Below are 20,389 nucleotides of genomic sequence, written 5' to 3' on the forward strand. Positions count from 1 at the left end.
GGCTTATGGTGGGGTATTGATCAGGCGAAGATCGGCTACTGATCGCCGTGGGTCATATTCCAGCTGCTGATAAAGTCGCGAGCCAGGCCGCCGCGGTGGGGGTAGGTAAGTTGCCAGACATGCGCAAGTGCTTGAGTATCGGATGCTTCGGTAAGGCAGACTGCCTGCTGCTGGTAGATCATCCAGGCGATGGCAGTAGCATAAGCCAGATTAAAGGCCAGCTCGGCGTGTGGGTCTTGCAGAAAGCAGCGCTGGCTAGCCAGTCCGCGAATCAGGCTGGCGAGGTCAGGCTGGGTAGCCAGGTAGTCGTCCCACAACCGGGTATGTACGCTGGCGCTGATGCCGTATGGCCCGATGCCGTCGCCTGATTGCTTGTCCGCCGGTAGCCAGGCCATGGCCAGCAGGGTGCCTAGTAACAGATTTTCAGCGCTGGTATCGGCGACGCCCAAATAGGTCAAGGTCGGGCGTATCACATGGCAACGCAAGCTCTGCGGCGGTACCAGAACGGCGATGTTCAGAGGCGGATTGAAAGGAAGCGCGGGTTCCTGACCGATCGCTGCTGCGGGATCATGATTCAAGTGAAGCTGAGGAGACTGCATCAAGTACGGGCTAACCGTTGTCACATGATCACCTTACTGCATAAGTACGTTAAAGGGCTTAGGTGAAGCATAGTCCTAAAAAGACAAAGTAAAATATTGTTTTTAAACTGATTAATCTTTTAATTTTGCTCCTATATTTCCCGATGGTATAAAAAGGCCATTACACAACAAATAGAACAGGATGTCGGCCATGTCACCGGGCCCTGCCAGCTCCCAGATTCCCATTGACGAACCAGCGTTGCTGGCCCAACAACGTAGTTTCACCAACCTGCGTTTCAGCCAAGGCTTTGAACCAGGTTTTCAGCGCTACCTGCACGACAAGATGTGCAATCGCGTGTGGGTGGTGGCCTTTTCCTGTGTCAGTTTCATGTTGCTGTTCGTCTGGATTGATCTGACCTATTTGCCCGCTTATTTGAATCGCTATACCGTCAGCGTACGCCTGGTGGTGCTGACGATTGTCTGCATCACTCTCTGGTATGCCAATCGACCCAACAAAATCGCCCCGCGAAGGGCCTTCGCTGCGGCGTGGCTCAGCTACGTGTTGAGCGGGCTGATGGTGGCGATGATCATTGTCGTCAGCCGCATTGCGGACATCGGCGTGCAGGTCACCCACGACGGTCTCTATCTGGTGTTGCTCTCGGGGTTCTTTCTGCTCGGCTTACCGATGCGCTATGCGGTGACCGGGTCCTGGGGCATCGTGCTGGCGTACCTGTGGGCGGAGTATATGATTGGCAGCCCGCGCAGTTTGATCATCGCCAGCGGGCTATTCCTGGTGTGCTTCAATCTGATCGGCAGCCTCGGCGCTTATATCTATGAATACATGATGCGCGGCGCTTACCTGAATGAGCGCCTTCTGGTCGCAGCGCGCGCAAGGGCCGAGCGCGAAAGTCAAAGCAAGACTCGCTTTCTGGCTACCGCCAGTCATGACCTACGCCAACCTTTGCATGCCATGTCCTTGTTTATCCAGCACCTCGACGAGCGAGTGATTGATCCTCCATTACGGCTGACGGTCAAACGCCTGGCGGACTCAACTCAGTTGCTGCAAGCCATGCTTAATTCGCTGCTGGATATCTCGCGGTTGAGTGTCGGAATGGTCCGCCCGCAACTGCGGGCTTTCAACCTGCGGCCGTGGCTGTTGCGGTTACTGGCAGGGCTGGAAGCCAGTGCTGAACAGCGTGGCGTACGAATGCACCTGGTCTGCCCACATCACAGTGCGGTCTACAGTGACCCATTGCTGCTGGAGCGGCTGATTCGCAACTTTCTCAACAACGCATTGCTGCACGCCCAGGCGACTGAGGTACGTATTGAGGTCGTAAGGGTTGAACAGCGTGTGCGCTTGTCGGTGGTCGATAATGGTTGCGGTTTGAGCGCCGCCGAGCAAGAGCAGGTCTTCGAAGAGTTTACGCAGTTGAATAACCCTGCGCGTACGCTGGAGAAGGGCGTTGGGCTGGGGCTGTCCATCTGCAGACAGTTGATGCACCTGCTGGAATACCCCTCGGGTCTGATCTCTGCGCCGGGGCAGGGTTCGCAGTTCTGGATAGAAGTGCCGGTGGCTGACTGGACCGAGGAGCTGAAGAGCGCTCCTGAGCATCAACAAACTACTTTGCTCGGCAACGTGGTGGTCATCGAGAACGACCTGATCAACCAGGAAGCGATGGAGACCTTGTTGCGCGAATGGGGTTGTACGGTGCGCTGTTATCAGACGCCCGAGCAGGCGCTGGAAAACATCCTGCCGGGCAGCGTAGATCTGCTGGTAAGCGATTACCGCCTGGAGGGCAGTATGGATGGCATCTCACTGGTCAGGACGCTGCGTGAGCGTGGTCTGCATACTGGCGCCACGCTGTTGATTACGGCTGATACCAGCGAGGAAGTCGTCGAGGCGGCGCGCTTGACGGATATCGAGCTGATCTATAAACCCGTACTACCCGCTCGTCTGCGGCGCATGATTCAGCAGTTGCTCGCCGACTAAAGGCTGACCAAGCCGAGCTTGCGAGCAATGCCCACGCACTCGGTACGATTGTGGCAGTCGAAAGTGATGAACAAGGCCTTGAGATGCGTTTTGACCGTATCTTCCGAGAGATTCAGGCGCTGACAAATTACCTTGTTCGGCAGGCCCTCACTGAGCAGATCGAGGATCTCCAACTGCCGGGGGGTAACACCCAGTTCGCGTGCAGATGCTTGGCGATCCGTAGGCATGCCATTGCCGATGACGACCTGTTCGCCGAACAGCAAGCGCGTCACCGCATCCAGCAGAGTGCTGCCGTCTGCGGTCTTGCTGATAAAGCCCGACGCGCCGAGCTGCATGGCCGCGTCCAGATCGCTGGCGCTGTTACTCGCGGTCAGTATTGCAATAGGCACCAGCGCATCTATCTTGCGTAACTTCTGCAGCAATGCCAGACCGCTACTGTCGGGCAGTTGCAGGTCGAGCAGAATCAGATCGTAGGTGTGTTCGCTGGCGTGCTGCTCGGCCTCGTTAGCGTTGTGTGCATGGTCAAGTCTGACGTCCTGGCAGAGATTCTGCAGCGTCAAACTCAAGCCATCGAGGTAAATCTGATGATCATCGATCAGCAGCAAACGCGTATCAGGCGGCAGGTTTGGGGCCAGCATGGATGCTTCCTTAGGTAATCCACCGTGTACAGCGCACGGGCATCACGGTGTTTTTATTATTGGATGGATCATAAGCAACCTTGCTCTGAAGGTCTAGGTGCAGGGTTGGCAATACGCGCAGAGCGCGTGGCGTCTTTAAGCCGGGAAACTTTTGCGGCGCAAGTAAACAATCAACCCGAGGTTGATCAGCAGGACCAGCAAACTGCCAGCCACAACGCTCGGCCAACCGGCCAGGCGCCAGAAGGGCTCCAGATAATAGACCCCCAGAGCCGAGCCAAGATAGTAGAAAACGGAATACAGTGAGGACGCGCTGGCCTTGCTGTGGGTTGCATGCTGATTGATCCAGGCGTTGGCCAGCGAATGGGTGAGGAAGAAGCCGAACGCATTGCACAACAAGCCGGCAAGGATCAGCCACAACTGCTCCGAGAGTGTGATCAGGCAGCCGCCAATCAATAACAACACGCCGATGGCCATTCCCGGCAACCCACCTCCATAGTTCAGGCGACCGGACAGTGCAGCAGAGAAGGTGCCGGCCAGATAGGTGAGAAACAGCAGGCCCAGTGCACCGGCACCGAGTTGCCAGGGTTCCGCGCTGAGGCGAAAGGTCAGATAGGTGTACAGGTTGATGAAGATCATGAAGTTGCAGCCGCCGAGCAGAAACGCTGGCAGCAATTGTCGATTGCACAGATGATCAATAAAACTTTGGAAGCCTCCTGCCGGTGACAGCCGCTGCGGGAGAAAACCGGCAGGGCGGGGCAGCAGAATCGCCACGCAGATCAAGCCGAGCAAGGTGAAGGCCGCGAGGCTGAGAAATACCGCCTGCAATCCCAGATGCTCACCAATAAAGCCCCCTGCTAAACGTCCACCCGCGCCACCGACAGTGTTGCCCGCGATATACAGCCCCACTGCGGCGACCATTGCCTTGCGGCTCATGCTGTCGCCCAGGTAGGCGATCGCCACCGCGGGTAGCACGCCCAGGCAAATACCCAAGGCTGCGCGTAACCACAGCAGTAGCGAATAGTCGGTGGTATAAGCCATGGCCAGATTGAGCACTAAGGTGGCCGTGATACCTGCCAACAGCGGGCCCTTGCGGCCAATCGCGTCTGACAGGGGGCCATGCACCAGCAGCGAACAGGCCAGAGTCAGGTTGGTCAGGGTAAATACACTGCTGGCCTGCAGGCTGGTGATCTGGAAGGTCTCGGCAATCAGCGGCAGCAGCGGATGTATGGCATACAAATTGGCGAATACCACCAGTGAGGCCAGAATCAACGCCAGGCAGGCCCGGCGAAAAGCCGGGGTGCCTTTTTCAATCAGCGGTTCAACGCTCACGCAGTGCGTTACGCAATGAGCTGAGTTCCTCGCGCAGCTGCCGTACCTCGTCCAGGAGCAGCTCCTGATGCACTCCGGACAAGGTGCTGGCATGGTGCTCTGCCTGCACCTCGCCAGCGGTCCCTTCTTTGAGTGCTTTGGCCGCTGCGATGCGTTCACGCTGATTCTGGATGGCGTCGACGATCACCGCGATAAACAGGTTGAGCATCATGAATGTGGCAATCAGGATAAAGGGCACGAAGTACAGCCAGGCGAACGGGTAAACCTCCATAACCGGGCGCACGATACCCATCGACCAGCTCTCCAGCGTCATGATCTGGAACAGCGTATACAGGCTGGCGCCCAGGGTGCCGAACCAGTCAGGGAAGGCTTGGCCAAACAGCTGGGTCGCAATCACCGCGGCCACATAGAACACCAGGCTCAGCAGGGCGACGATGCTACCCATGCCCGGCAGCGCCGACAGCAGCGATTGAACTACGATCTTCATGCTTGGCACTATGGATACCAGTCGCAGGACCCGCAATACGCGCAGCGCGCGCAGCACTGCCAACGGACCGCTAGCCGGGACCAGCGCAATGGCAATTACCAGGGTATCAAACAACCCCCAGGGATCCTTCAGCAAGCGCCAGCCATGGGCGACGAAGCGTAGACCGATCTCGATCACGAACATGCCGAGAATGATCTGATCGAGCAGTTTCAGCACACCGCCCCAGTGCCGCATCATGGTCGAAGAGGTTTCCAGGCCGAGGATCACCGCGTTGATCAGAATCAGCGCCATGACCAGAAACTGGATGCGTGGCTGCTCCAACCGTTCAGCCAGCCGCTGACGCCAGGGCTGGGACATATCTAGGGTAGTGGTGTTCATGTGTGCTCACACTTCGAGCGCAGGCGCGCTCAGGATAACGGGTTGGTTGGATGCAGAACCGGCTTATTCGTCCAGCTCGAAAGCACACAGGGTATAAGTGGGAATATCGGCATCCTGCATCTTGCGGGAGCCGCCGAGGTCGGGCAGGTCGATAATAGCGCCGGCCTCGTAAACATTGCCGCCGAGTTGCTTGACCAGTCGGGCTGCAGCCAGAAAGGTGCCGCCAGTGGCAATCAGGTCGTCGAGCAACAACACCTGCTCGCCGCCCTTGAGTGCATCGCGGTGCATTTCCACCACACAGTCACCGTACTCGCTGCTGTAGGTTTCGCTGATCACATCGGCAGGCAGCTTGCCGGCCTTGCGTACCAGAATCAGCGGTTTATTCAACTCGTAGGCGAGCACTGAGCCAAGCAAAAAACCGCGGGCATCTATAGCCGCAATGTGTGTAATGGGTGATTCGACATAGCGTTGAATCAGGCTGTCAGCGACCATGCGCATCGCGCGGGGTGACTGGTACAGTGGGGTGATGTCGCGGAAGGTCACCCCGGCCTTGGGGAAATCGGGTATCGGGCGGACCAGGGATTTGATGCTGTACTCGTCAAATATCATTACGGGAGTCCAATGGCGTTAATTCAGTCACTTTGGCCGCCGGCAAGGGCGCAGAGTTCAATGTGGTCGAGTATATCAATCTGTTTGCCGTCTGCGGCAATCAGACCTTGTTGTTGAAACCGGGTAAATACCCGTGAAACGGTTTCGACTGCCAGACCCAGATAGTTACCGATTTCGCTGCGCGACATGGCCAGGCGAAAGCACTTGGCTGAGTAACCGCGCGCGCGATAGCGTGCCGACAGGTTGATCAATAAAGTGGCAATGCGCTCATCGGCAGTTTTCTTCGAGAGCAGCAGCATCATCTGCTGATCATCGCGAATCTCCCGGCTCATCAGGCGCATGACCTGCTTGCGTAGTTGCGGCATGGTCGCAGTCAGGTCATCCAGGCGCTCAAATGGTATTTCGCACACCGAGGTGGTTTCCAGCGCTACCGCGGAGACGGGATAGCGCTCGCTGTCCATACCGGACAAGCCGATCAGTTCACTGGCCAGATGAAAGCCGGTGATTTGCTCTTCACCGTTATCCGACAGGCTGAAGGTCTTTACCGCGCCGGAACGCAAGGCATAGATCGACTCAAAGGGGTCGCCCTGACGAAACAGCATTTCACCTTTTTTCACCGGTCGCCCACGCTTGACGATGTTGTCCAGCACTTCCAGCTCTTCGTCATGCAATGCCAAAGGCAAACACATGCCTGAGAGGCTGCAGTCCTTGCAGTGGGTTTCGGGTAGCGCAGCGCGCAAGGTGATGGGAGTACTCATGGGCAGCTTCCTGGCTGAGGTCTAGCGGTACAGTAATGACTGTAAAGCGTACATCATGCATGGCTACTCTGCCATTTATCCCATAGTTGGGTCAGTGGTGCTGATGTTCCGTCGCTTCTGCGGGCAGGCCTTGATTAGCTTCATGGCTGCCGTGCCCCATCAACCACGCCTGGTGGGGTCCCGGTATGGTCCACAAGCCAAAGAGGATAACCAGCAACGCGGCGGAGATGCGCACATGGCGCTTGCGCAACCAGCGCAACATTGTCTGCGCCGCCAGACCAGTGGCCATCAGCGTTGGCAGCGTGCCCAAACCAAATGTCAGCATCAGCCCGGCAGACACCCCCGCATCGCCCTGGCTGCTGGCCCAGATCAGCGTGCTGTAGACCAGCCCGCATGGCAGCCAGCCCCATAGCGCGCCTAGTGCGATTGCCTGGCTAGGCGATTTGACCGGCAGCAGTTTGCGCGCACGTGGCTCGATATGCCGCCAGAGTCCGCGGCCCAACTGTTCTATGCGGGTCAACCCGGACCACCAGTTAGCCAAATATAAACCCATGGCGATCATCAGCAATCCGGCAAGGGTGCGCAACAGAATGCCGAGGCCAAGATCCTGGATCAGCCAGCCAAGACTGCCGACCAATGCGCCGGCTAGGCTGTAGCTGGCGATTCGCCCGGCGTTATACCCCAGCAAAATGCGCCACAGCGGCCAACCTTTGCGCTGTTGCGCCGGGATGGCCATGGTCAGCGCGCCCATCAGGCCGCCACACATGCCGATGCAGTGCCCGCCGCCGAGCAAGCCGAGCGCCAGGGCAGTGAGAAACAGCGGCAGTAGTTCGGCGTTCAAGATCGGTTATCTCGGTCTTCGTTTTCCGCCGCGGACGCTTCGAGGTCTTTTGGCTCGTCAGCCGTTGTCGGCTTTTCTTCTGGCTGGGCGGCCAGATGCGCCGGGTCTTCGTCGTCGAACAGGATGCTGTGTGCAGGGCCGTCGAGGTCATCGTACTGGCCGCTATCGACCGCCCAGGTGAATACCCAGATGGCGATGATGACCAGTACCACGGCGATGGGGACCAAAATATACAAGAATGTCATACCGCCGTCTCCAATAGCACGGGAGCGCCGCGCTGAGTGACCTGCCGCCGCTGGTCCATGCGCACCAGGCGCAACGCGTTCAGCACTACCAGCAGTGAGCTGGCGGACATACCAATAGCAGCCCAGGCGGGTGTAACCAGGCCCAGCGCTGCCAATGGCAGGATACCGGCATTATAGGCGCCGGCCCAGAACAGGTTCTGCACCACGATGCGTCTGGTACGCCGAGCCCCGCTCAAGGCCTGCAGCAGCACCGTCAACTGACTGCTGAGCAGCACTGCGTCGGCGCTGGTTTTGGCCAGGTCAGACGCCTCGCCCATGGCAATAGAGATATTCGCGCTGGCCAGCACCGGTACGTCATTGACCCCGTCGCCGAGCATCAGCACCTGACGGCCCTGGCTCTGCAGTCCCTGCACATAGGCGAGTTTATCCGCAGGGCTGGCATTACCAATGGCCTTTTCGATGCCCAATTGGTCAGCCATGCGGTTGACCACCTGATCATGGTCACCGGAGAGCAGGATGACCTGAAGCGCGCGGGCTTTGAGTCCTTGGATCAACTCGGCAGCATCGGGGCGCAGGCGGTCGTTGAGTACGAACCAGGCAATCGGGCCCTGCTCGTCACCGAGTAGCAGCCACTGACCGGGTTCGTCAGGCAGTTCGGGTGCTGCATGGCTACTTGGCATGGCACTGAATTTGGCACTGAGCTCACTGACAAAAGCGGGTTTGCCAATACGCAGTAGCTGGCCCTGGCAAATCCCTTCCAGTCCCAGGCCGGGGTGGCTGGTGACGCTGTCAGCCTGCTCCAAGGTGCGGCCAAAGGCACGGGCGATGGGATGCTCGGAGCGGGCTTCAAGCATCCGCGCCAGACGCAAAGCCTGATCGCTGTCCTGGCCGGCAAAGGCTTCAACACGCTCCAATGTCATCCGGCCTTCGGTCAGCGTGCCGGTCTTGTCGACAATCACGGTGTCTATTTTGGTCAAACCTTCGAGCACATGCCCGCGGGTGATCAACAGCCCGAGTTTCTGCAGACTGCCGGTGGCGGTGGTCAGTGCCGTGGGGGTGGCCAACGACAGCGCGCAAGGGCAGGTGGCGACGAGCATTGCCAGTACGACCCAGAACGCTGTTTCGCCATTGGCCAGCCACCACCAGAGACCGCCGACGACGACCGCGGCACTCATGACGATCAGCAGAAAATACTGCGCCGCCTGATCGGCAATTTGCGCCAGGCGTGGCTTGTCGGTCTGGGCGCGCTCGAGTAATCGCACGATGGCGGACAGGCGCGTCTGTTCACCGATGGCGTTGACTCGAATACGCAGTGGGCCTTCAACGTTCAGGGTGCCGGCGGTCACCTGGTCGCCGACGCGTTTGGCCAGCGGCAGGTATTCACCGGACAGCGCAGACTCATCCACGCTGCTGATGCCGTCAATGATCTCACCGTCGGCAGGGATGCTCTCGCCTGGCTTGATATCCAGCAAGTCGCCGGGCTGCACTTCGTCCAGCATCACCCGCTGCGTATGCCCCTCGCTGTCTACGCGCATGGCGCTGGGCGGCAGCAGGTTGACCAGTTTGGCGCTGCTTTCCACCGTGCGCTGCCGCGCCCGGCGTTCCAGATAGCGCCCCGCCAGCAGGAAAAACGCAAACATGGTGACCGAATCGAAGTAAATTTCGCCGGTATTGGTTACCGTGGCCCAGACCCCAGCCAGATAGGCGCCACCGATCGCCAGAGATACGGATACATCCATGCTCAAGCGGCGATTACTCAGGTCTCGCCAGGCGCCCTGGAAGAAGGGCGCGCAACTGTAGAGCACCACGGGCGTGGTCATTAACAGGCTGACCCAGCGCAGGATAATGGCCATATCCGCAGTCAGGTCCTGATTGAATTCCTCATACAGGGCCATCGTCGCCATCATCACCTGCATGAACATCAGCCCGGCCAGGCCCAGGCGACGCAGATAACGTCGATTCTCGGCGGCAATCTGCTCGCTGGCCTTGTCTGCTTCAAACGGATGCGCGCCATAGCCGATGCGCTTGATCTCTGCCAGCAGTGCAGAGAGGCGCGTCTGTTCCGGGTTCCAGGTCAGTGTCAGGCGGTGATTGCCCAGGTTCAGGCCGGCCTGGCTCACGCCAGGCATCTGGCTCAGGCGTTTCTCGATCAGCCAGCCGCAGGCTGCGCAACTGATGCCTTCAATTAATAACTGGATCTGCTGCTGATCACCCTCACTATGCACATAGCGTTGCTGCACATCGGCGCGGTCGAGCAGCTCCAGTTCATCCTGCAGTACCCGGGGGAGGGCTTCGGGATTGACGGCATTATCGGTGCGGTGGCGGTAATAGCTTTCCAGGCCGCCCGCCACGATGGCTGCGGCGACCGCCTGACAGCCCGGGCAGCACATGGCTCTGGGCTGCTCGAGTATGACGCAGGTCCAGGAAGAGCCGGTCGGAACCGGCTCGCTACAGTGGTAGCAGGGGACAGGATTAGCCATGCTTACTCGGCGCTGAGACGATAAGTCTGCCCGCTGCCCAGGTTGATCTCATCGGTCAGACGCCAGCCTGTTTCGCCAGGTTTGGTCGGGTCGCTCAGATCGACGTAGTGACGACCCTGCATGGATTCAGACAACTGCCCGGCGTACTGATTGCCACTGACGCGCTTGAGCAGCACGGTGCGGTCGCGTTCCGCGTGAGAAGGGGAGATCAAGTCCAGTTGCAGGTCGGCCGGCAGCGGCTCCAACTGGCCCTCAAGGTTCAGACTGATCTCGCCCGTTACCTCGTCCACGCTGAACTCGGAGGACAGCTGCAGCTCATCAGCCAACTGATCGCGGCCCAGGTGCATGTTGATCGCGCGACCTTCCTTGTAATAGTTGTCGCGAACCATGCTGTCCTGGTGTGCCAGCGAAATAAATAGCAAACCCAGCCCGATGACTACGGCAAACACCAGAATTCCGATGATGAACCAGGGCCAGAACTGCTTGTACCAGGGTGGAATGATTTCGTCTTGCTGCATGTAATTACCTGAGGTTAGGGCCCATGAAACGGCTTTCGGACAGCGTTGTCACTTCGGGGTCGTCTTCAGCGGTGACGCGGAAGTTGACTGGCATGTTGGTGCTTTCCAGGAATGCCGGGTCGAGCTGCACGTTCACCGGTAGTTGCAAGTGTCCGTTGGCCTCGACAGTCAGGCGGTTGTCCGGCAGATTCATCTCCAATTCCGGATGCCCTTCGATGCTCAGATCAAAGGTCCGCTCCTGCTGGGCCTTGTTGAAGATCCTGACAATATACACGTTCTCGATATCGCCGCCGCGGGCCTCGCGGAACAGCACGTTACGGTCACGCTGCACGTCCAGTGACACTTCGGACAGGCTGGTAACAGTCACGATGAACAATCCGATCATGATCGCCAGGGCCGCACCATAGCCGAGCAGTCGCGGACGAATGACTTGGGTTTTCTCGCCACTGAGATTATGCTCGGTGGTGTAGCTGATCAGCCCCCTGGGATAGTTCATCTTGTCCATGATGTCATCGCATGCGTCCACGCAGGCGGCGCACTGAATGCACTCATACTGCAGGCCATCGCGGATATCGATGCCGGTAGGGCAGACCTGAACGCACATATTGCAGTCCACGCAGTCGCCCAGACCCACGGCCGCAGGCTCTACACCCTTCTTGCGTGGCCCGCGCTGCTCACCACGGCGCGGGTCATAGGCGACGATCAGTGTGTCCTTGTCGAACATCACGCTCTGGAAGCGGCCGTAGGGGCACATGTAAAAGCAGACTTGCTCGCGCAACCAGCCGGCATTGATGTAGGTGGCCATGGTAAAGAAGAACACCCAGAACAGCGTCCAGCCATTGATTTGCAGGGTGAAGGTATCCGGTACCAGTTCGCGAATCGGCGTGAAATAACCGACAAAGGTCAGCGCGGTGACTACCGACACGCTCAGCCAGATGCTGTGTTTGGCAGTACGGCGAGCCAGCTTGTTGGCGTTCATCGGTTGCTTGTCGAGCTTGATGCGCGCGTTGCGCTCGCCCTCGGTAACCTTTTCCGCCCACATGAAAATCCATGTCCATACGGTTTGCGGGCAGGTGTAACCGCACCAGATGCGGCCGGCGAACACGGTGATGAAAAACAGGCCAAAGGCGCAGATGATCAGCAGGAAGGACAGCAAAAAGAAGTCTTCCGGCTGGAAAGTGGCACTGAAAATATGGAACTGGCGTGCCGGCAGATCAAACAGCACGGCCTGACGGCCACCCCAATCCAGCCAGGCGGTACCGAAATACAGCAGAAACAGCAAACCCACGCCGATCAGCCGTACGTTGCGAAAAAATCCCTGGTAAGACCGCGTCTGGATCTTGTCGCGCTTGGCGTACAGATCGTAGGTCTGAACCTGACCCGGGGGGGTGACATTCTTGACGGGAATTTTTTCGCTCATGATGATCCGCCGTGGTGTTGTGCGAGGGAGGTGTCCCGGCCGGAGGTCCGGCCGGGACTGGTAGTGCTATACCACTCAAGAATAGGGTGGCTGGTCGTTCAGCGCCATGCGACCTGGCGTCGCGGCGGGTGGGTGGTTCAGTCTGCTTCGGCGTCGGTATTGCGCTTGGACAGGCTATAAACGTACGCAGTCAGCACGTGCAGCTTGTCTTCACCCAGGTGTGCCTGGGATGGCATGTTACCGTTACGACCATAGCGCAGGCTCTGCTGAACCTGCAGCATGCTGGCGCCATACAGCCAAACATCGTCTGTCAGGTTAGGTGCGCCCAACAGTGGGTTGCCTGTGCCGTCCGGGCCGTGGCAGGCCACGCAGTTGGTCTTGAAGATCTGTTCACCAGCAGCAATATCCACGCCTTCAGTTTCCAGTCCTGACAGGCTACGAACATAACCGGCGGCATTGCGAACACCAGACTCGCCGATGACTGCCAGCCAAGCCGGCATCGCCGCCTGACGGCCGCCATTGAGCGTGGTGCGAATCTGGTCCGGCTCACCGCCCCAGATCCATTCGTCGTCGGTCAGGTTCGGGAAACCGTAGGCACCGCGGCCATCAGAACCGTGGCAAACCGAGCAGTTAACCGCAAACAGGCGCTGGCCGATGCGATGAGCCTCGTCGTCCTGGGCAACCTCTTCCACCGGCATGTCGGCGAACTTGGCGAAAATCGGTGCGAACTGCTCACGTGCATCCGCTACCTCTTCCTCGTACTGGCCCACTTGGGTCCAACCGAGGATGCCAGGCCATTTACCCATGCCAGGGTAGAGCACCAGGTAGACGGCGCTGAAAACGATGGTCGCCAGAAACAGGACGAACCACCAGCGCGGCAGGGGGTTGTCGTACTCCTCGATACCATCGAAGGAATGGCCAACGGTTTGGTCGGTTTCTTCCGGCCGCTGCCCTTTGCGGGTAGCGAAGAGCAACCAGAGGATCAGGCCCAGCGTGATCAGGGTCAGGACAATGATGTACCCGCTCCAGAAATTACTCATTCTTTGTTACTCCTAGCGTCTTGCTGCTCACGGCGCGCTTTTTCATCATCAGACTCATCGGCGAAGGGCAGTTGAGCCGCTTCGTCGAAATCTTTTTTCTTGTAGGAGCTATAGGCCCATACGGTGACACCGATGAATGCCAACATCGCAAGGATGGTGGCAATGCCGCGGAGAGTGTTGATATCCATGGTCGGTTACCGGCGATCTGAAAGAACAGTGCCGAGGTGCTGCAGATAGGCGATCACGGCGTCGATTTCGGCGACCCCTTTGACTTCCTCTTCAGCACCGGCAATGTCTTCGTCGGTGTAGGGCACGCCCAGGCGGCGCAGGCCAGTCATCTTGGCAGCGGTATGGTCGCCGCTCAGGACGTTTTCCTGCAGCCACGGGTAAGCCGGCATCTTGGACTCAGGCACTACATCACGCGGGTTGATCAGGTGCGCACGATGCCAATCGTCGGAGTAACGCTGACCGACGCGGGCCAGATCTGGACCGGTACGCTTGGAGCCCCACAGGAAAGGGTGCTCGTAGACGCTTTCACCGGCTACCGAGTAGTGACCATAACGCTCGGTTTCCGAACGGAACGGGCGGACCATCTGCGAGTGGCAACCAACGCAACCTTCGCGGATATAGATGTCACGTCCTTCCAGCTCCAGCGCGGTGTAAGGCCGCAGGCCCTCGATCGGCTGAGTGGTTTCCTGTTGAAAGAACAGCGGGACGATCTGGGTCAGGCCGCCGAAGCTGATCGCAACAACGATCAGCACCACCAGCAGGCCCAGATTTTTTTCTACCAATTCGTGCTTTTTCATTAGTGAGCTGCTCCCTGGGTCATTTGCGCGGCGGCCTGTGCTTCAGCCGGCTGAGAGGCGCGAATGGTGCGCCACACGTTGTAACCCATCAGAAGCATACCAATGAGGAAGAACAAGCCGCCGATCATGCGGACAATAAAGCCCGGGTGGCTGGCTTCCAGCGCTTCCACAAAGGAGTAGGTCAGGGTGCCGTCGACGTTGACTGCGCGCCACATGAGGCCCTGGGTAATGCCGTTAACCCACATGGAAACGATATACAGAACCGTACCTACAGTAGCTAGCCAGAAGTGCACGTTGATCAGGCCAACGCTGTGCATCTGCTCACGGCCGAAGATCTTCGGAATCATGTGATAGAGCGAGCCGATGGAGATCATCGCAACCCAGCCCAGCGCACCGGCGTGTACGTGACCAATGGTCCAGTCGGTGTAGTGGGAGAGGGCGTTAACGGTTTTAATCGCCATCATCGGACCTTCAAAGGTCGACATGCCGTAGAACGCCAGGGACACCACCAGGAAGCGCAGGATCGGATCGGTGCGCAGTTTGTGCCAGGCACCCGACAGCGTCATCATGCCGTTGATCATGCCGCCCCAGCTTGGCGCCAGCAGAATCAGTGACATCACCATGCCCAGCGACTGTGCCCAGTCAGGCAGCGCGGTGTAATGCAGGTGGTGCGGGCCGGCCCAGATGTAGATCGCGATCAGTGCCCAGAAATGCACGATCGACAGACGGTAGGAGTAGATCGGGCGGTTAGCCTGCTTGGGTACGAAGTAATACATCATGCCCAGGAAGCCGGCAGTCAGGAAGAACCCCACCGCGTTGTGCCCGTACCACCACTGAACCATTGCATCCGTCGCACCCGAATACATCGAGTAGGATTTGAACAGCGTGATCGGCATAGCCATGCTGTTGACGATGTGCAGCACAGCAACGGTAATGATGAAGGCGCCAAAGAACCAGTTACCCACATAGATGTGCTTCATCTGGCGCTTCATAATGGTGCCGAAGAACACCAGGCCGTAACTGATCCAGACCAGAGCGATAAGAATATCGATCGGCCATTCCAGTTCGGCATACTCTTTGGTCGACGTGAGACCCAGAGGCAGCGTAATAACCGCTAAGACGATAACTGTCTGCCAGCCCCAGAACACAAAGGCCGCCAGGCGGTCGGAAAACAGCCGGGCCTGTGAGGTGCGCTGCACCACGTAGAAGGAGGTAGCCATCAACGCGCAACCGCCAAAGGCAAAGACGACCGCATTGGTATGCAACGGGCGCAGGCGTCCGAAGCTGGTCCAGGGCAGGTCAAAGTTCAGGGCGGGCCAGACCAGCTGGGCTGCCAGAAGGACACCAAGGCTCATGCCTACGATACCCCAGATCACCGTCATGACGGCGAACTGACGTACCACTTTGTAGTTATAAGCTGTCGAAGTGGTAGCTGTGCTCATGCGAGGTTCCACGGATAGCAATGGGTTTAAGGGGTCTAAAACGGCGGCAAGTATGAGGAAAGCTGCCCTCGTTTGCAATGACACAGGTCAAGGTATGGTCCGCTTCAAAGCCCTCTGGATGGCCTTTTACAGTACACTCGACGAAGTGGCAGTGGGCAGTGACAGCAATCGATACATCTGCCTGCACGGCGCAAGATTGATAACCGGCGCGAGGTTTTTAGTTGTGTGGCCGGCTCCTTCTCCACGGCTATCAGACGAACGCGGATCGGGCAACGGTAAGCTTAGTACCCCGGGGGCCATGTGTGAAGCACAATAACCCTGTTGATTGCGTGGCATCTTGTCGCAGTTGTGCTCGCGGCTGCCGGGGAATGAACAGATAAACAGGAGATCCGACGTTGCCTGCAAAGCTGATTGACCACCCCGCGAATGGCGCAGCACATGCGACCCTGCTGTTCGCACATGGCGCAGGCGCGCCTATGGATAGCGAGTTCATGCAGCTGATGGCTACGTTGCTGAGCCAGCAGGGGCTCGACGTCGTACGGTTCGAATTTCCCTATATGCAGACTCGTCGCTTGGAAGGTAAAAAGCGCCCGCCTGACCCCATGCCGAGGTTGCTTGACGCCTACCGCGAGCAATGCGGCCTGCACCGCGGCCCGTTATTTATTGCGGGTAAATCCATGGGCGGCAGGGTAGCGAGCATGCTGGTGGACGAGTTGCCGGTAGCCGGCGCTGTGTGCTTTGGTTATCCCTTTCATCCGCCAGGCAAGCCGGAGAAAACTCGCATCGCTCATCTGCAGAATTTACGCCGCCCCCTGTTGGTGCTGCAGGGTACCCGCGATCCGTTGGGTAAACCGCATGAAGTCGCTGAGTACCCGCTATCCGAGCGCCTGGAGCTGAAGTGGTTGGACAGCGCGGACCATGATTTCAAGCCGCTCAAGGCGTCAGGGCGGACCCAGCAGGATGTTATTGCCCATGCCGCGCGGTTGGCTGGCGAGTTCTGTCGCCAGCATTTACCCGGTTCAATCGTTAGCACCGGTTAACGGGCTAACCGGTCAGACTCCCAGCGCCTTTGGCAAAATGCCAGTGCTCAGGGTACCCCAGTGCTTGCCTTTGACCGTCAGCGGTACAAAGAGCACGAACACGATAGTGCTGCTGCCGGGCAGCACAAAGCTGCCCATACCCACATGCTCGCATTTATTCATGTTATCCAGATTCACGCCCTTGGCCACAAAGCGCATATGCACACTTTTGGCTGCGTCAATCGCGGGATCGCCGGTCAGCGGCTGCGAGGTCGCCGAGCGGCTGGCAGCCAGATAGCCGTGATTGTCCACGGGCACCATATACACGATACCGTCCTTACCCTGCGAGTCCCACTCATCAAGCAATGGTTGAACCAACTTCTGGTACGGCTCCGCCCAACTGACGTTGTGCTTGGGCGGCTGGGTGTCGGGGATGGGCTGGTATTGCCGGTCAAATACGTTTATGCCTTGCTCCAGCAGTTGTTCAAGGCGGGATTCGATCAGGCGCCGACGCGCCATCAGCTTGTCCGTTGCGCCTTCCAGGTTGCCCTGTCCCAGGCGGAAGTTGCACAGCGCCTGCAGGACCAGATTGGTGTTTTCCAGCTGGGTATCTGCGTGCTCAAAAACACTGCTGACGCACTGGCTGATCCCCACACTGAGATCGCGTATGGCGCTGCCATGCTGGTGGGTTTCAGTGTTCGTTACGGTCAGTTGTTCCAGCGCACTGCTGACCATCAATAGATCATCATTGGCCTGCTGGAAATCTTCGACCATCCGTTCAAACTGCTCAGCGGCGGTACTGACCGCGCTGCCGGCCTGGTTGGTCTGAGCCTGCATGGTCTGGGTCTGCTGATCCGCGCCGGCCATGGCATCGAGCATCTGCTCAATCAGCTGGCCAATCTGGGTTGCTGCGCTGCCTACCTTGACCGATAGATTGCGCACTTCGTCGGCGACCACGGCAAAGCCACGACCATGCTCACCCGCGCGGGCGGCTTCTATCGCCGCATTGAGAGCCAGCATATTGGTCTGCGAAGAAAAATCCTGGACTGTGGTGAGAATGCTGCGGATCTGCCCGGAGGTACTGTCCAGCGCTTCGATATTGGTCTTGAAACCCGTCATGCTCTGACTGATTTGTTGCATCTGTACGTGGGCGTCGCCGAGCTGCAGTTTCGAGCTGCGCGCTACTTCCAGGTTGCGGCTGTTCATCTCGGTGATGATGCCCGCGCGGGAGGATATGTCCTGTAGCGCCCGAGTGGTTTGCTCGCTGGCCTGGAAGATCAACTCTGACAAGTTCTTTTGTTGCTGGGCATCATTGCCAGCGTGCTCGGCGAGTAGACGGTTTTGCGCTGAGGACAGCGCAATACGCAGGCTCTGTTGCTGCAGGTCGAGCATGATGTCGCGAAGCCGCGAGGAGAACTCAGCAAGTTGTGCACTTAGCGGGTCGGCAGTCCGCTGGGGCGCGTCGTCCTCGGCCAGGTCTATCTGCACAGCATTGGCTTTGTATAGCTGCGCTTGTGCAGTCTGGCTGCCGCCGTTCAATAACCGGACTTCCTTGATCAGCATCAGCGCCACAGGCGTGAGCAACAGGCTAGCGCCGAACAGCAGACCACTGCTTAGCCAGAGTAATGCCGCGCTGAAAAACAACTGACTGGCCAAGAGTAAAAGACAAAGGCCGGTAGGGGAAAAGATCTGCGCGGCGGGTTGACGAAAACCGTCTGCATTCCCTTCAGCACTTCTCATGCTACGCATATTGTCGATGGTCTCGCTGCTCATGTGGTCTGCACCTTATACCCCTGAAGAGGTTTATTATTCTGGTTCAGAAACATTATCGGCAGCGCTGTCAGTTTGCTTTAGCTTGTCGAGCAAAACAGCAGGTCAGGGCGGTCGGCCGCCGCCCTGATTCGACTGCGTCAGCCACCCCCTAGAGAGGGAAGCCATAGCGAGATGGCGGGGAACATGATCAGCAATGCGGTGGCCAGCAGTAATATCAGAATGAACGGCAGGGTGCCGCGGATCACGTCAAAATAGGGCCTGCGGAACACCGCCATAGCGGTAAAGATGTCGCACCCGAACGGCGGCGTGGCTGAACCAATAGCGGCCTGGAGGGTGACAATCACGCCCACATGGACCGGATCCAGACCCGCTGCCGCCACCGCCGGTTTGAATAGCGGCGTCAGGATCAGGATCACCACGATGGGGTCAACAAACATGCAGCCGACGAAAAAGGACACGGCGATCAACCCCAGCACCAGCAACTGACTGTCGCCGATAGTCTCGATCACAGGTCCAAGGATAGCCTGCGGAATGCCAGCAAAGGAGATGGTGTAGGTAAAGGCGTTACCCGCCGCGACCAGGATAAAGACCACCGCCGTAATCAACCCGGTGGAAAGAGCTATGTCCCAGAGCTCGGTCACCTTGACCGCACGCAAGATCACCACTTCCAGCACCAGCGCATAAAGTACTGCAATGGCCGCAGCTTCGGTCGGGCTGAAAATGCCGCCGTAGATACCGCCGACGACTACTAATGGAAAGCCCAGGGGTAGCAGCGCCTTTTTCAATGCCTGGCCGCGCCTCACCCAGGTTGCCTTTTCTTCAGGCGCGATGCCCATGCGCAGAGAGGCATACCAGCAGTACACCGAGAACATCAGCAGAATCAGCAAGCCGGGCAGGATACCGGCGATAAACAGGTCACCAATTGACGCGCCCGAGACTACGCCGTAAATGATCATGCCGATACTGGGCGGGATCAGCAGGGCAATGTCGCTGGAGTTGATAATCAGCGCAATGCTGAAGGAGTCCGAATAGCCTTTTTCCAGCAACTTCGGCCGCATCGGACCACCCATGGCCACCACCGTGGCCTGAGTAGAACCGGAAACCGCGCCGAACAGAGTGCAGCCGGCAGCGGTAGTGATCGGCAGTCCGCCGCGCAAGTGCCCGACAAAGGTCTGCACCAGATCGAGCAGGCGATTGGCGGTGTGGCCACGGGTCATCAGGTCCGCAGCGAAAATAAATAGTGGCACAGCCGCCAGCGCCCAGCTCTGCACGCCGCTGATCATCTGGCCCATAAGCAGCCCGACGTTGTTCATGTCGATCACCAGAAACATGAACATCAAACTGGCGACCAGCAAAGGCACCATCATCGGAAAGCCCAGGAGCAACAGCACGATCATGGAAATGATAATAATAGTCAGCATGATGGGGTCCGCCCCTCCTTAGGTGGTGAGGTCGTCGGGCACGTCGTCATATCGCTCTTTTTCACTGAACGAGCGATAAATATCCGCTGAGGTCATATTGCGCAATGCGGTCAGCCAATACTGAATGCCGGCCAGAGCAAAGCCAATGGGCACTATCAGATAAGGAATCCATAACGGAATCTGCAGAGCCGAGGATTTACGCCCGCGACTCTGGATGGCACTGACATACTCATAGGCATGCCAGCAGAAATAGAACATCAAGGCGCCGGTCAACAGGCATATAGTGATCAGGAGCGTTTTTCTCGGCCAGCCCTTGAGCTGATCATAAAACGCTGACATGCAGATATGCCGCGCACGTCGAACCCCGTAGCCGAGGCCGGCAAATGTCATGATCACGATGCACATCTGGGTCAGTTCTACCTGGCCGGTTACACCGCTACTGAGTAACTGCCGGGCCAGCACATGCACTACCAGCATCCCGGAGATAAACAGGACAGTGCAGCCTAGGATCAGTTTTTCGATCTGTTCGGTCACGCGATCCAGCAAACTTAAAGCGCGGATTAACCCTTTGCTCCAGCCGCCTGTGGCCGGGGGTCCGTCGGAATCGGGCATTAGAT

General features: G+C 58.2%; 20 protein-coding genes. 2 read left to right on the forward strand and 18 right to left on the reverse strand.

What is annotated here, in order from left to right; genetic code table 11:
- Window positions 1-35 precede the first annotated feature (35 nt).
- Window positions 36-623, reverse strand: a complete 588-nt coding sequence (locus DT594_RS02380; protein ID WP_246164532.1) for a hypothetical protein — start codon at window positions 621-623, stop codon at window positions 36-38.
- Between the two features lie 166 nt (window positions 624-789).
- Between DT594_RS02380 and DT594_RS02385 the strand changes: the two genes are divergently transcribed.
- Window positions 790-2,568, forward strand: a complete 1,779-nt coding sequence (locus DT594_RS02385) for a hybrid sensor histidine kinase/response regulator (protein ID WP_178091378.1) — start codon at window positions 790-792, stop codon at window positions 2,566-2,568.
- Here DT594_RS02385 and DT594_RS02390 read toward each other — a convergent pair.
- The 14 genes from DT594_RS02390 to ccoN form a co-directional block, all read right to left on the reverse strand.
- Window positions 2,565-3,206, reverse strand: a complete 642-nt coding sequence (locus tag DT594_RS02390; RefSeq protein WP_149331200.1) for a response regulator — start codon at window positions 3,204-3,206, stop codon at window positions 2,565-2,567. The genes DT594_RS02385 and DT594_RS02390 overlap by 4 nt on opposite strands.
- 135 nt (window positions 3,207-3,341) lie before the next feature.
- Window positions 3,342-4,535 (reverse strand): MFS transporter, encoded by a 1,194-nt coding sequence (locus tag DT594_RS02395; protein WP_178091380.1) that lies wholly within the window; start codon window positions 4,533-4,535, stop codon window positions 3,342-3,344.
- Window positions 4,525-5,400, reverse strand: a complete 876-nt coding sequence (locus DT594_RS02400; RefSeq protein WP_149331202.1) for an ion transporter — start codon at window positions 5,398-5,400, stop codon at window positions 4,525-4,527. The genes DT594_RS02395 and DT594_RS02400 overlap by 11 nt, the downstream gene beginning before the upstream one ends.
- 63 nt (window positions 5,401-5,463) lie before the next feature.
- Window positions 5,464-6,009 carry an adenine phosphoribosyltransferase gene (locus DT594_RS02405; protein WP_149331203.1) on the reverse strand — a complete coding sequence of 182 codons (546 nt, stop codon included), beginning with the start codon at window positions 6,007-6,009 and terminating at the stop codon, window positions 5,464-5,466.
- A 23-nt stretch (window positions 6,010-6,032) separates the two neighbouring features.
- A complete protein-coding gene (fnr, locus tag DT594_RS02410; RefSeq protein ID WP_149331204.1) occupies window positions 6,033-6,767 on the reverse strand; it encodes a fumarate/nitrate reduction transcriptional regulator Fnr in 735 nt (244 codons plus the stop codon).
- Between the two features lie 91 nt (window positions 6,768-6,858).
- Entirely contained in the window at window positions 6,859-7,608 is a 750-nt protein-coding gene (locus DT594_RS02415; protein WP_246164533.1) for a sulfite exporter TauE/SafE family protein, read from the reverse strand.
- Window positions 7,605-7,853 carry a cbb3-type cytochrome oxidase assembly protein CcoS gene (ccoS, locus tag DT594_RS02420; RefSeq protein ID WP_149331205.1) on the reverse strand — a complete coding sequence of 83 codons (249 nt, stop codon included), beginning with the start codon at window positions 7,851-7,853 and terminating at the stop codon, window positions 7,605-7,607. The genes DT594_RS02415 and ccoS overlap by 4 nt, the downstream gene beginning before the upstream one ends.
- The gene (locus DT594_RS02425) at window positions 7,850-10,333 is read right to left on the reverse strand and encodes a heavy metal translocating P-type ATPase (protein WP_149331206.1); all 2,484 of its coding nucleotides are present in this window, start codon (window positions 10,331-10,333) and stop codon (window positions 7,850-7,852) included. The genes ccoS and DT594_RS02425 overlap by 4 nt, the downstream gene beginning before the upstream one ends.
- 2 nt (window positions 10,334-10,335) lie before the next feature.
- A complete protein-coding gene (locus DT594_RS02430) occupies window positions 10,336-10,851 on the reverse strand; it encodes a FixH family protein (RefSeq protein WP_149331207.1) in 516 nt (171 codons plus the stop codon).
- A gap of 4 nt (window positions 10,852-10,855) precedes the next feature.
- Window positions 10,856-12,271: a cytochrome c oxidase accessory protein CcoG gene (gene ccoG / locus DT594_RS02435; RefSeq protein WP_149331208.1), complete on the reverse strand. Its 1,416-nt coding sequence runs from the start codon at window positions 12,269-12,271 to the stop codon at window positions 10,856-10,858.
- Window positions 12,272-12,408: 137 nt separating this feature from the next.
- Entirely contained in the window at window positions 12,409-13,311 is a 903-nt protein-coding gene (ccoP, locus tag DT594_RS02440) for a cytochrome-c oxidase, cbb3-type subunit III (protein WP_149331209.1), read from the reverse strand.
- On the reverse strand, window positions 13,308-13,499 hold the full coding sequence (locus DT594_RS02445; RefSeq protein WP_096348528.1) for a cbb3-type cytochrome oxidase subunit 3: 192 nt from the start codon (window positions 13,497-13,499) through the stop codon (window positions 13,308-13,310). The genes ccoP and DT594_RS02445 overlap by 4 nt, the downstream gene beginning before the upstream one ends.
- Before the next feature lie 6 nt (window positions 13,500-13,505).
- Window positions 13,506-14,117, reverse strand: a complete 612-nt coding sequence (ccoO, locus tag DT594_RS02450) for a cytochrome-c oxidase, cbb3-type subunit II (RefSeq protein ID WP_149331210.1) — start codon at window positions 14,115-14,117, stop codon at window positions 13,506-13,508.
- Complete coding sequence (gene ccoN / locus DT594_RS02455; RefSeq protein WP_096348530.1) at window positions 14,117-15,559, reverse strand: cytochrome-c oxidase, cbb3-type subunit I; 1,443 nt, start codon at window positions 15,557-15,559, stop codon at window positions 14,117-14,119. Before ccoN ends, ccoO begins: the two co-directional genes overlap by 1 nt.
- Window positions 15,560-15,954: 395 nt before the next feature.
- On the opposite strand from ccoN, the gene DT594_RS02460 reads away from it, so the two are divergent.
- The gene (locus DT594_RS02460; RefSeq protein ID WP_246164534.1) at window positions 15,955-16,599 is read left to right on the forward strand and encodes an alpha/beta family hydrolase; all 645 of its coding nucleotides are present in this window, start codon (window positions 15,955-15,957) and stop codon (window positions 16,597-16,599) included.
- A 12-nt stretch (window positions 16,600-16,611) separates the two neighbouring features.
- On the opposite strand, the gene DT594_RS02465 is transcribed toward DT594_RS02460, so the two are convergent.
- From DT594_RS02465 to DT594_RS02475, 3 genes are all read right to left on the reverse strand, one after another.
- Entirely contained in the window at window positions 16,612-18,351 is a 1,740-nt protein-coding gene (locus DT594_RS02465; RefSeq protein WP_149331211.1) for a methyl-accepting chemotaxis protein, read from the reverse strand.
- A gap of 137 nt (window positions 18,352-18,488) precedes the next feature.
- Complete coding sequence (locus DT594_RS02470) at window positions 18,489-19,772, reverse strand: TRAP transporter large permease (RefSeq protein ID WP_096347637.1); 1,284 nt, start codon at window positions 19,770-19,772, stop codon at window positions 18,489-18,491.
- An 18-nt stretch (window positions 19,773-19,790) separates the two neighbouring features.
- Complete coding sequence (locus DT594_RS02475; RefSeq protein ID WP_149331212.1) at window positions 19,791-20,384, reverse strand: TRAP transporter small permease; 594 nt, start codon at window positions 20,382-20,384, stop codon at window positions 19,791-19,793.
- Between the last annotated feature and the right edge of the window lie 5 nt (window positions 20,385-20,389).

Origin of the sequence: Halopseudomonas laoshanensis (assembly GCF_008365385.1) — a bacterium.
In the GTDB taxonomy this organism is placed as follows: Bacteria; Pseudomonadota; Gammaproteobacteria; order Pseudomonadales; family Pseudomonadaceae; genus Halopseudomonas; species Halopseudomonas laoshanensis.

Excerpts from the sequence above, each read along its gene's own strand:
- DT594_RS02430 (WP_149331207.1), bottom strand. The coding sequence starts at position 10,851 with ATGCAGCAAGACGAAATCATTCCACCCTGGTACAAGCAGTTCTGGCCC.
- DT594_RS02445 (WP_096348528.1), bottom strand. The coding sequence starts at position 13,499 with ATGGATATCAACACTCTCCGCGGCATTGCCACCATCCTTGCGATGTTG.
- DT594_RS02465 (WP_149331211.1), bottom strand. The coding sequence starts at position 18,351 with ATGAGCAGCGAGACCATCGACAATATGCGTAGCATGAGAAGTGCTGAA.
- DT594_RS02475 (WP_149331212.1), bottom strand. The coding sequence starts at position 20,384 with ATGCCCGATTCCGACGGACCCCCGGCCACAGGCGGCTGGAGCAAAGGG.
- DT594_RS02425 (WP_149331206.1), bottom strand. The coding sequence starts at position 10,333 with ATGGCTAATCCTGTCCCCTGCTACCACTGTAGCGAGCCGGTTCCGACC.
- DT594_RS02405 (WP_149331203.1), bottom strand. The coding sequence starts at position 6,009 with ATGATATTTGACGAGTACAGCATCAAATCCCTGGTCCGCCCGATACCC.
- DT594_RS02470 (WP_096347637.1), bottom strand. The coding sequence starts at position 19,772 with ATGCTGACTATTATTATCATTTCCATGATCGTGCTGTTGCTCCTGGGC.
- ccoS (WP_149331205.1), bottom strand. The coding sequence starts at position 7,853 with ATGACATTCTTGTATATTTTGGTCCCCATCGCCGTGGTACTGGTCATC.
- ccoP (WP_149331209.1), bottom strand. The coding sequence starts at position 13,311 with ATGAGTAATTTCTGGAGCGGGTACATCATTGTCCTGACCCTGATCACG.
- fnr (WP_149331204.1), bottom strand. The coding sequence starts at position 6,767 with ATGAGTACTCCCATCACCTTGCGCGCTGCGCTACCCGAAACCCACTGC.
- DT594_RS02400 (WP_149331202.1), bottom strand. The coding sequence starts at position 5,400 with ATGAACACCACTACCCTAGATATGTCCCAGCCCTGGCGTCAGCGGCTG.
- DT594_RS02385 (WP_178091378.1), top strand. The coding sequence starts at position 790 with ATGTCACCGGGCCCTGCCAGCTCCCAGATTCCCATTGACGAACCAGCG.
- DT594_RS02390 (WP_149331200.1), bottom strand. The coding sequence starts at position 3,206 with ATGCTGGCCCCAAACCTGCCGCCTGATACGCGTTTGCTGCTGATCGAT.
- ccoG (WP_149331208.1), bottom strand. The coding sequence starts at position 12,271 with ATGAGCGAAAAAATTCCCGTCAAGAATGTCACCCCCCCGGGTCAGGTT.
- ccoN (WP_096348530.1), bottom strand. The coding sequence starts at position 15,559 with ATGAGCACAGCTACCACTTCGACAGCTTATAACTACAAAGTGGTACGT.
- ccoO (WP_149331210.1), bottom strand. The coding sequence starts at position 14,117 with ATGAAAAAGCACGAATTGGTAGAAAAAAATCTGGGCCTGCTGGTGGTG.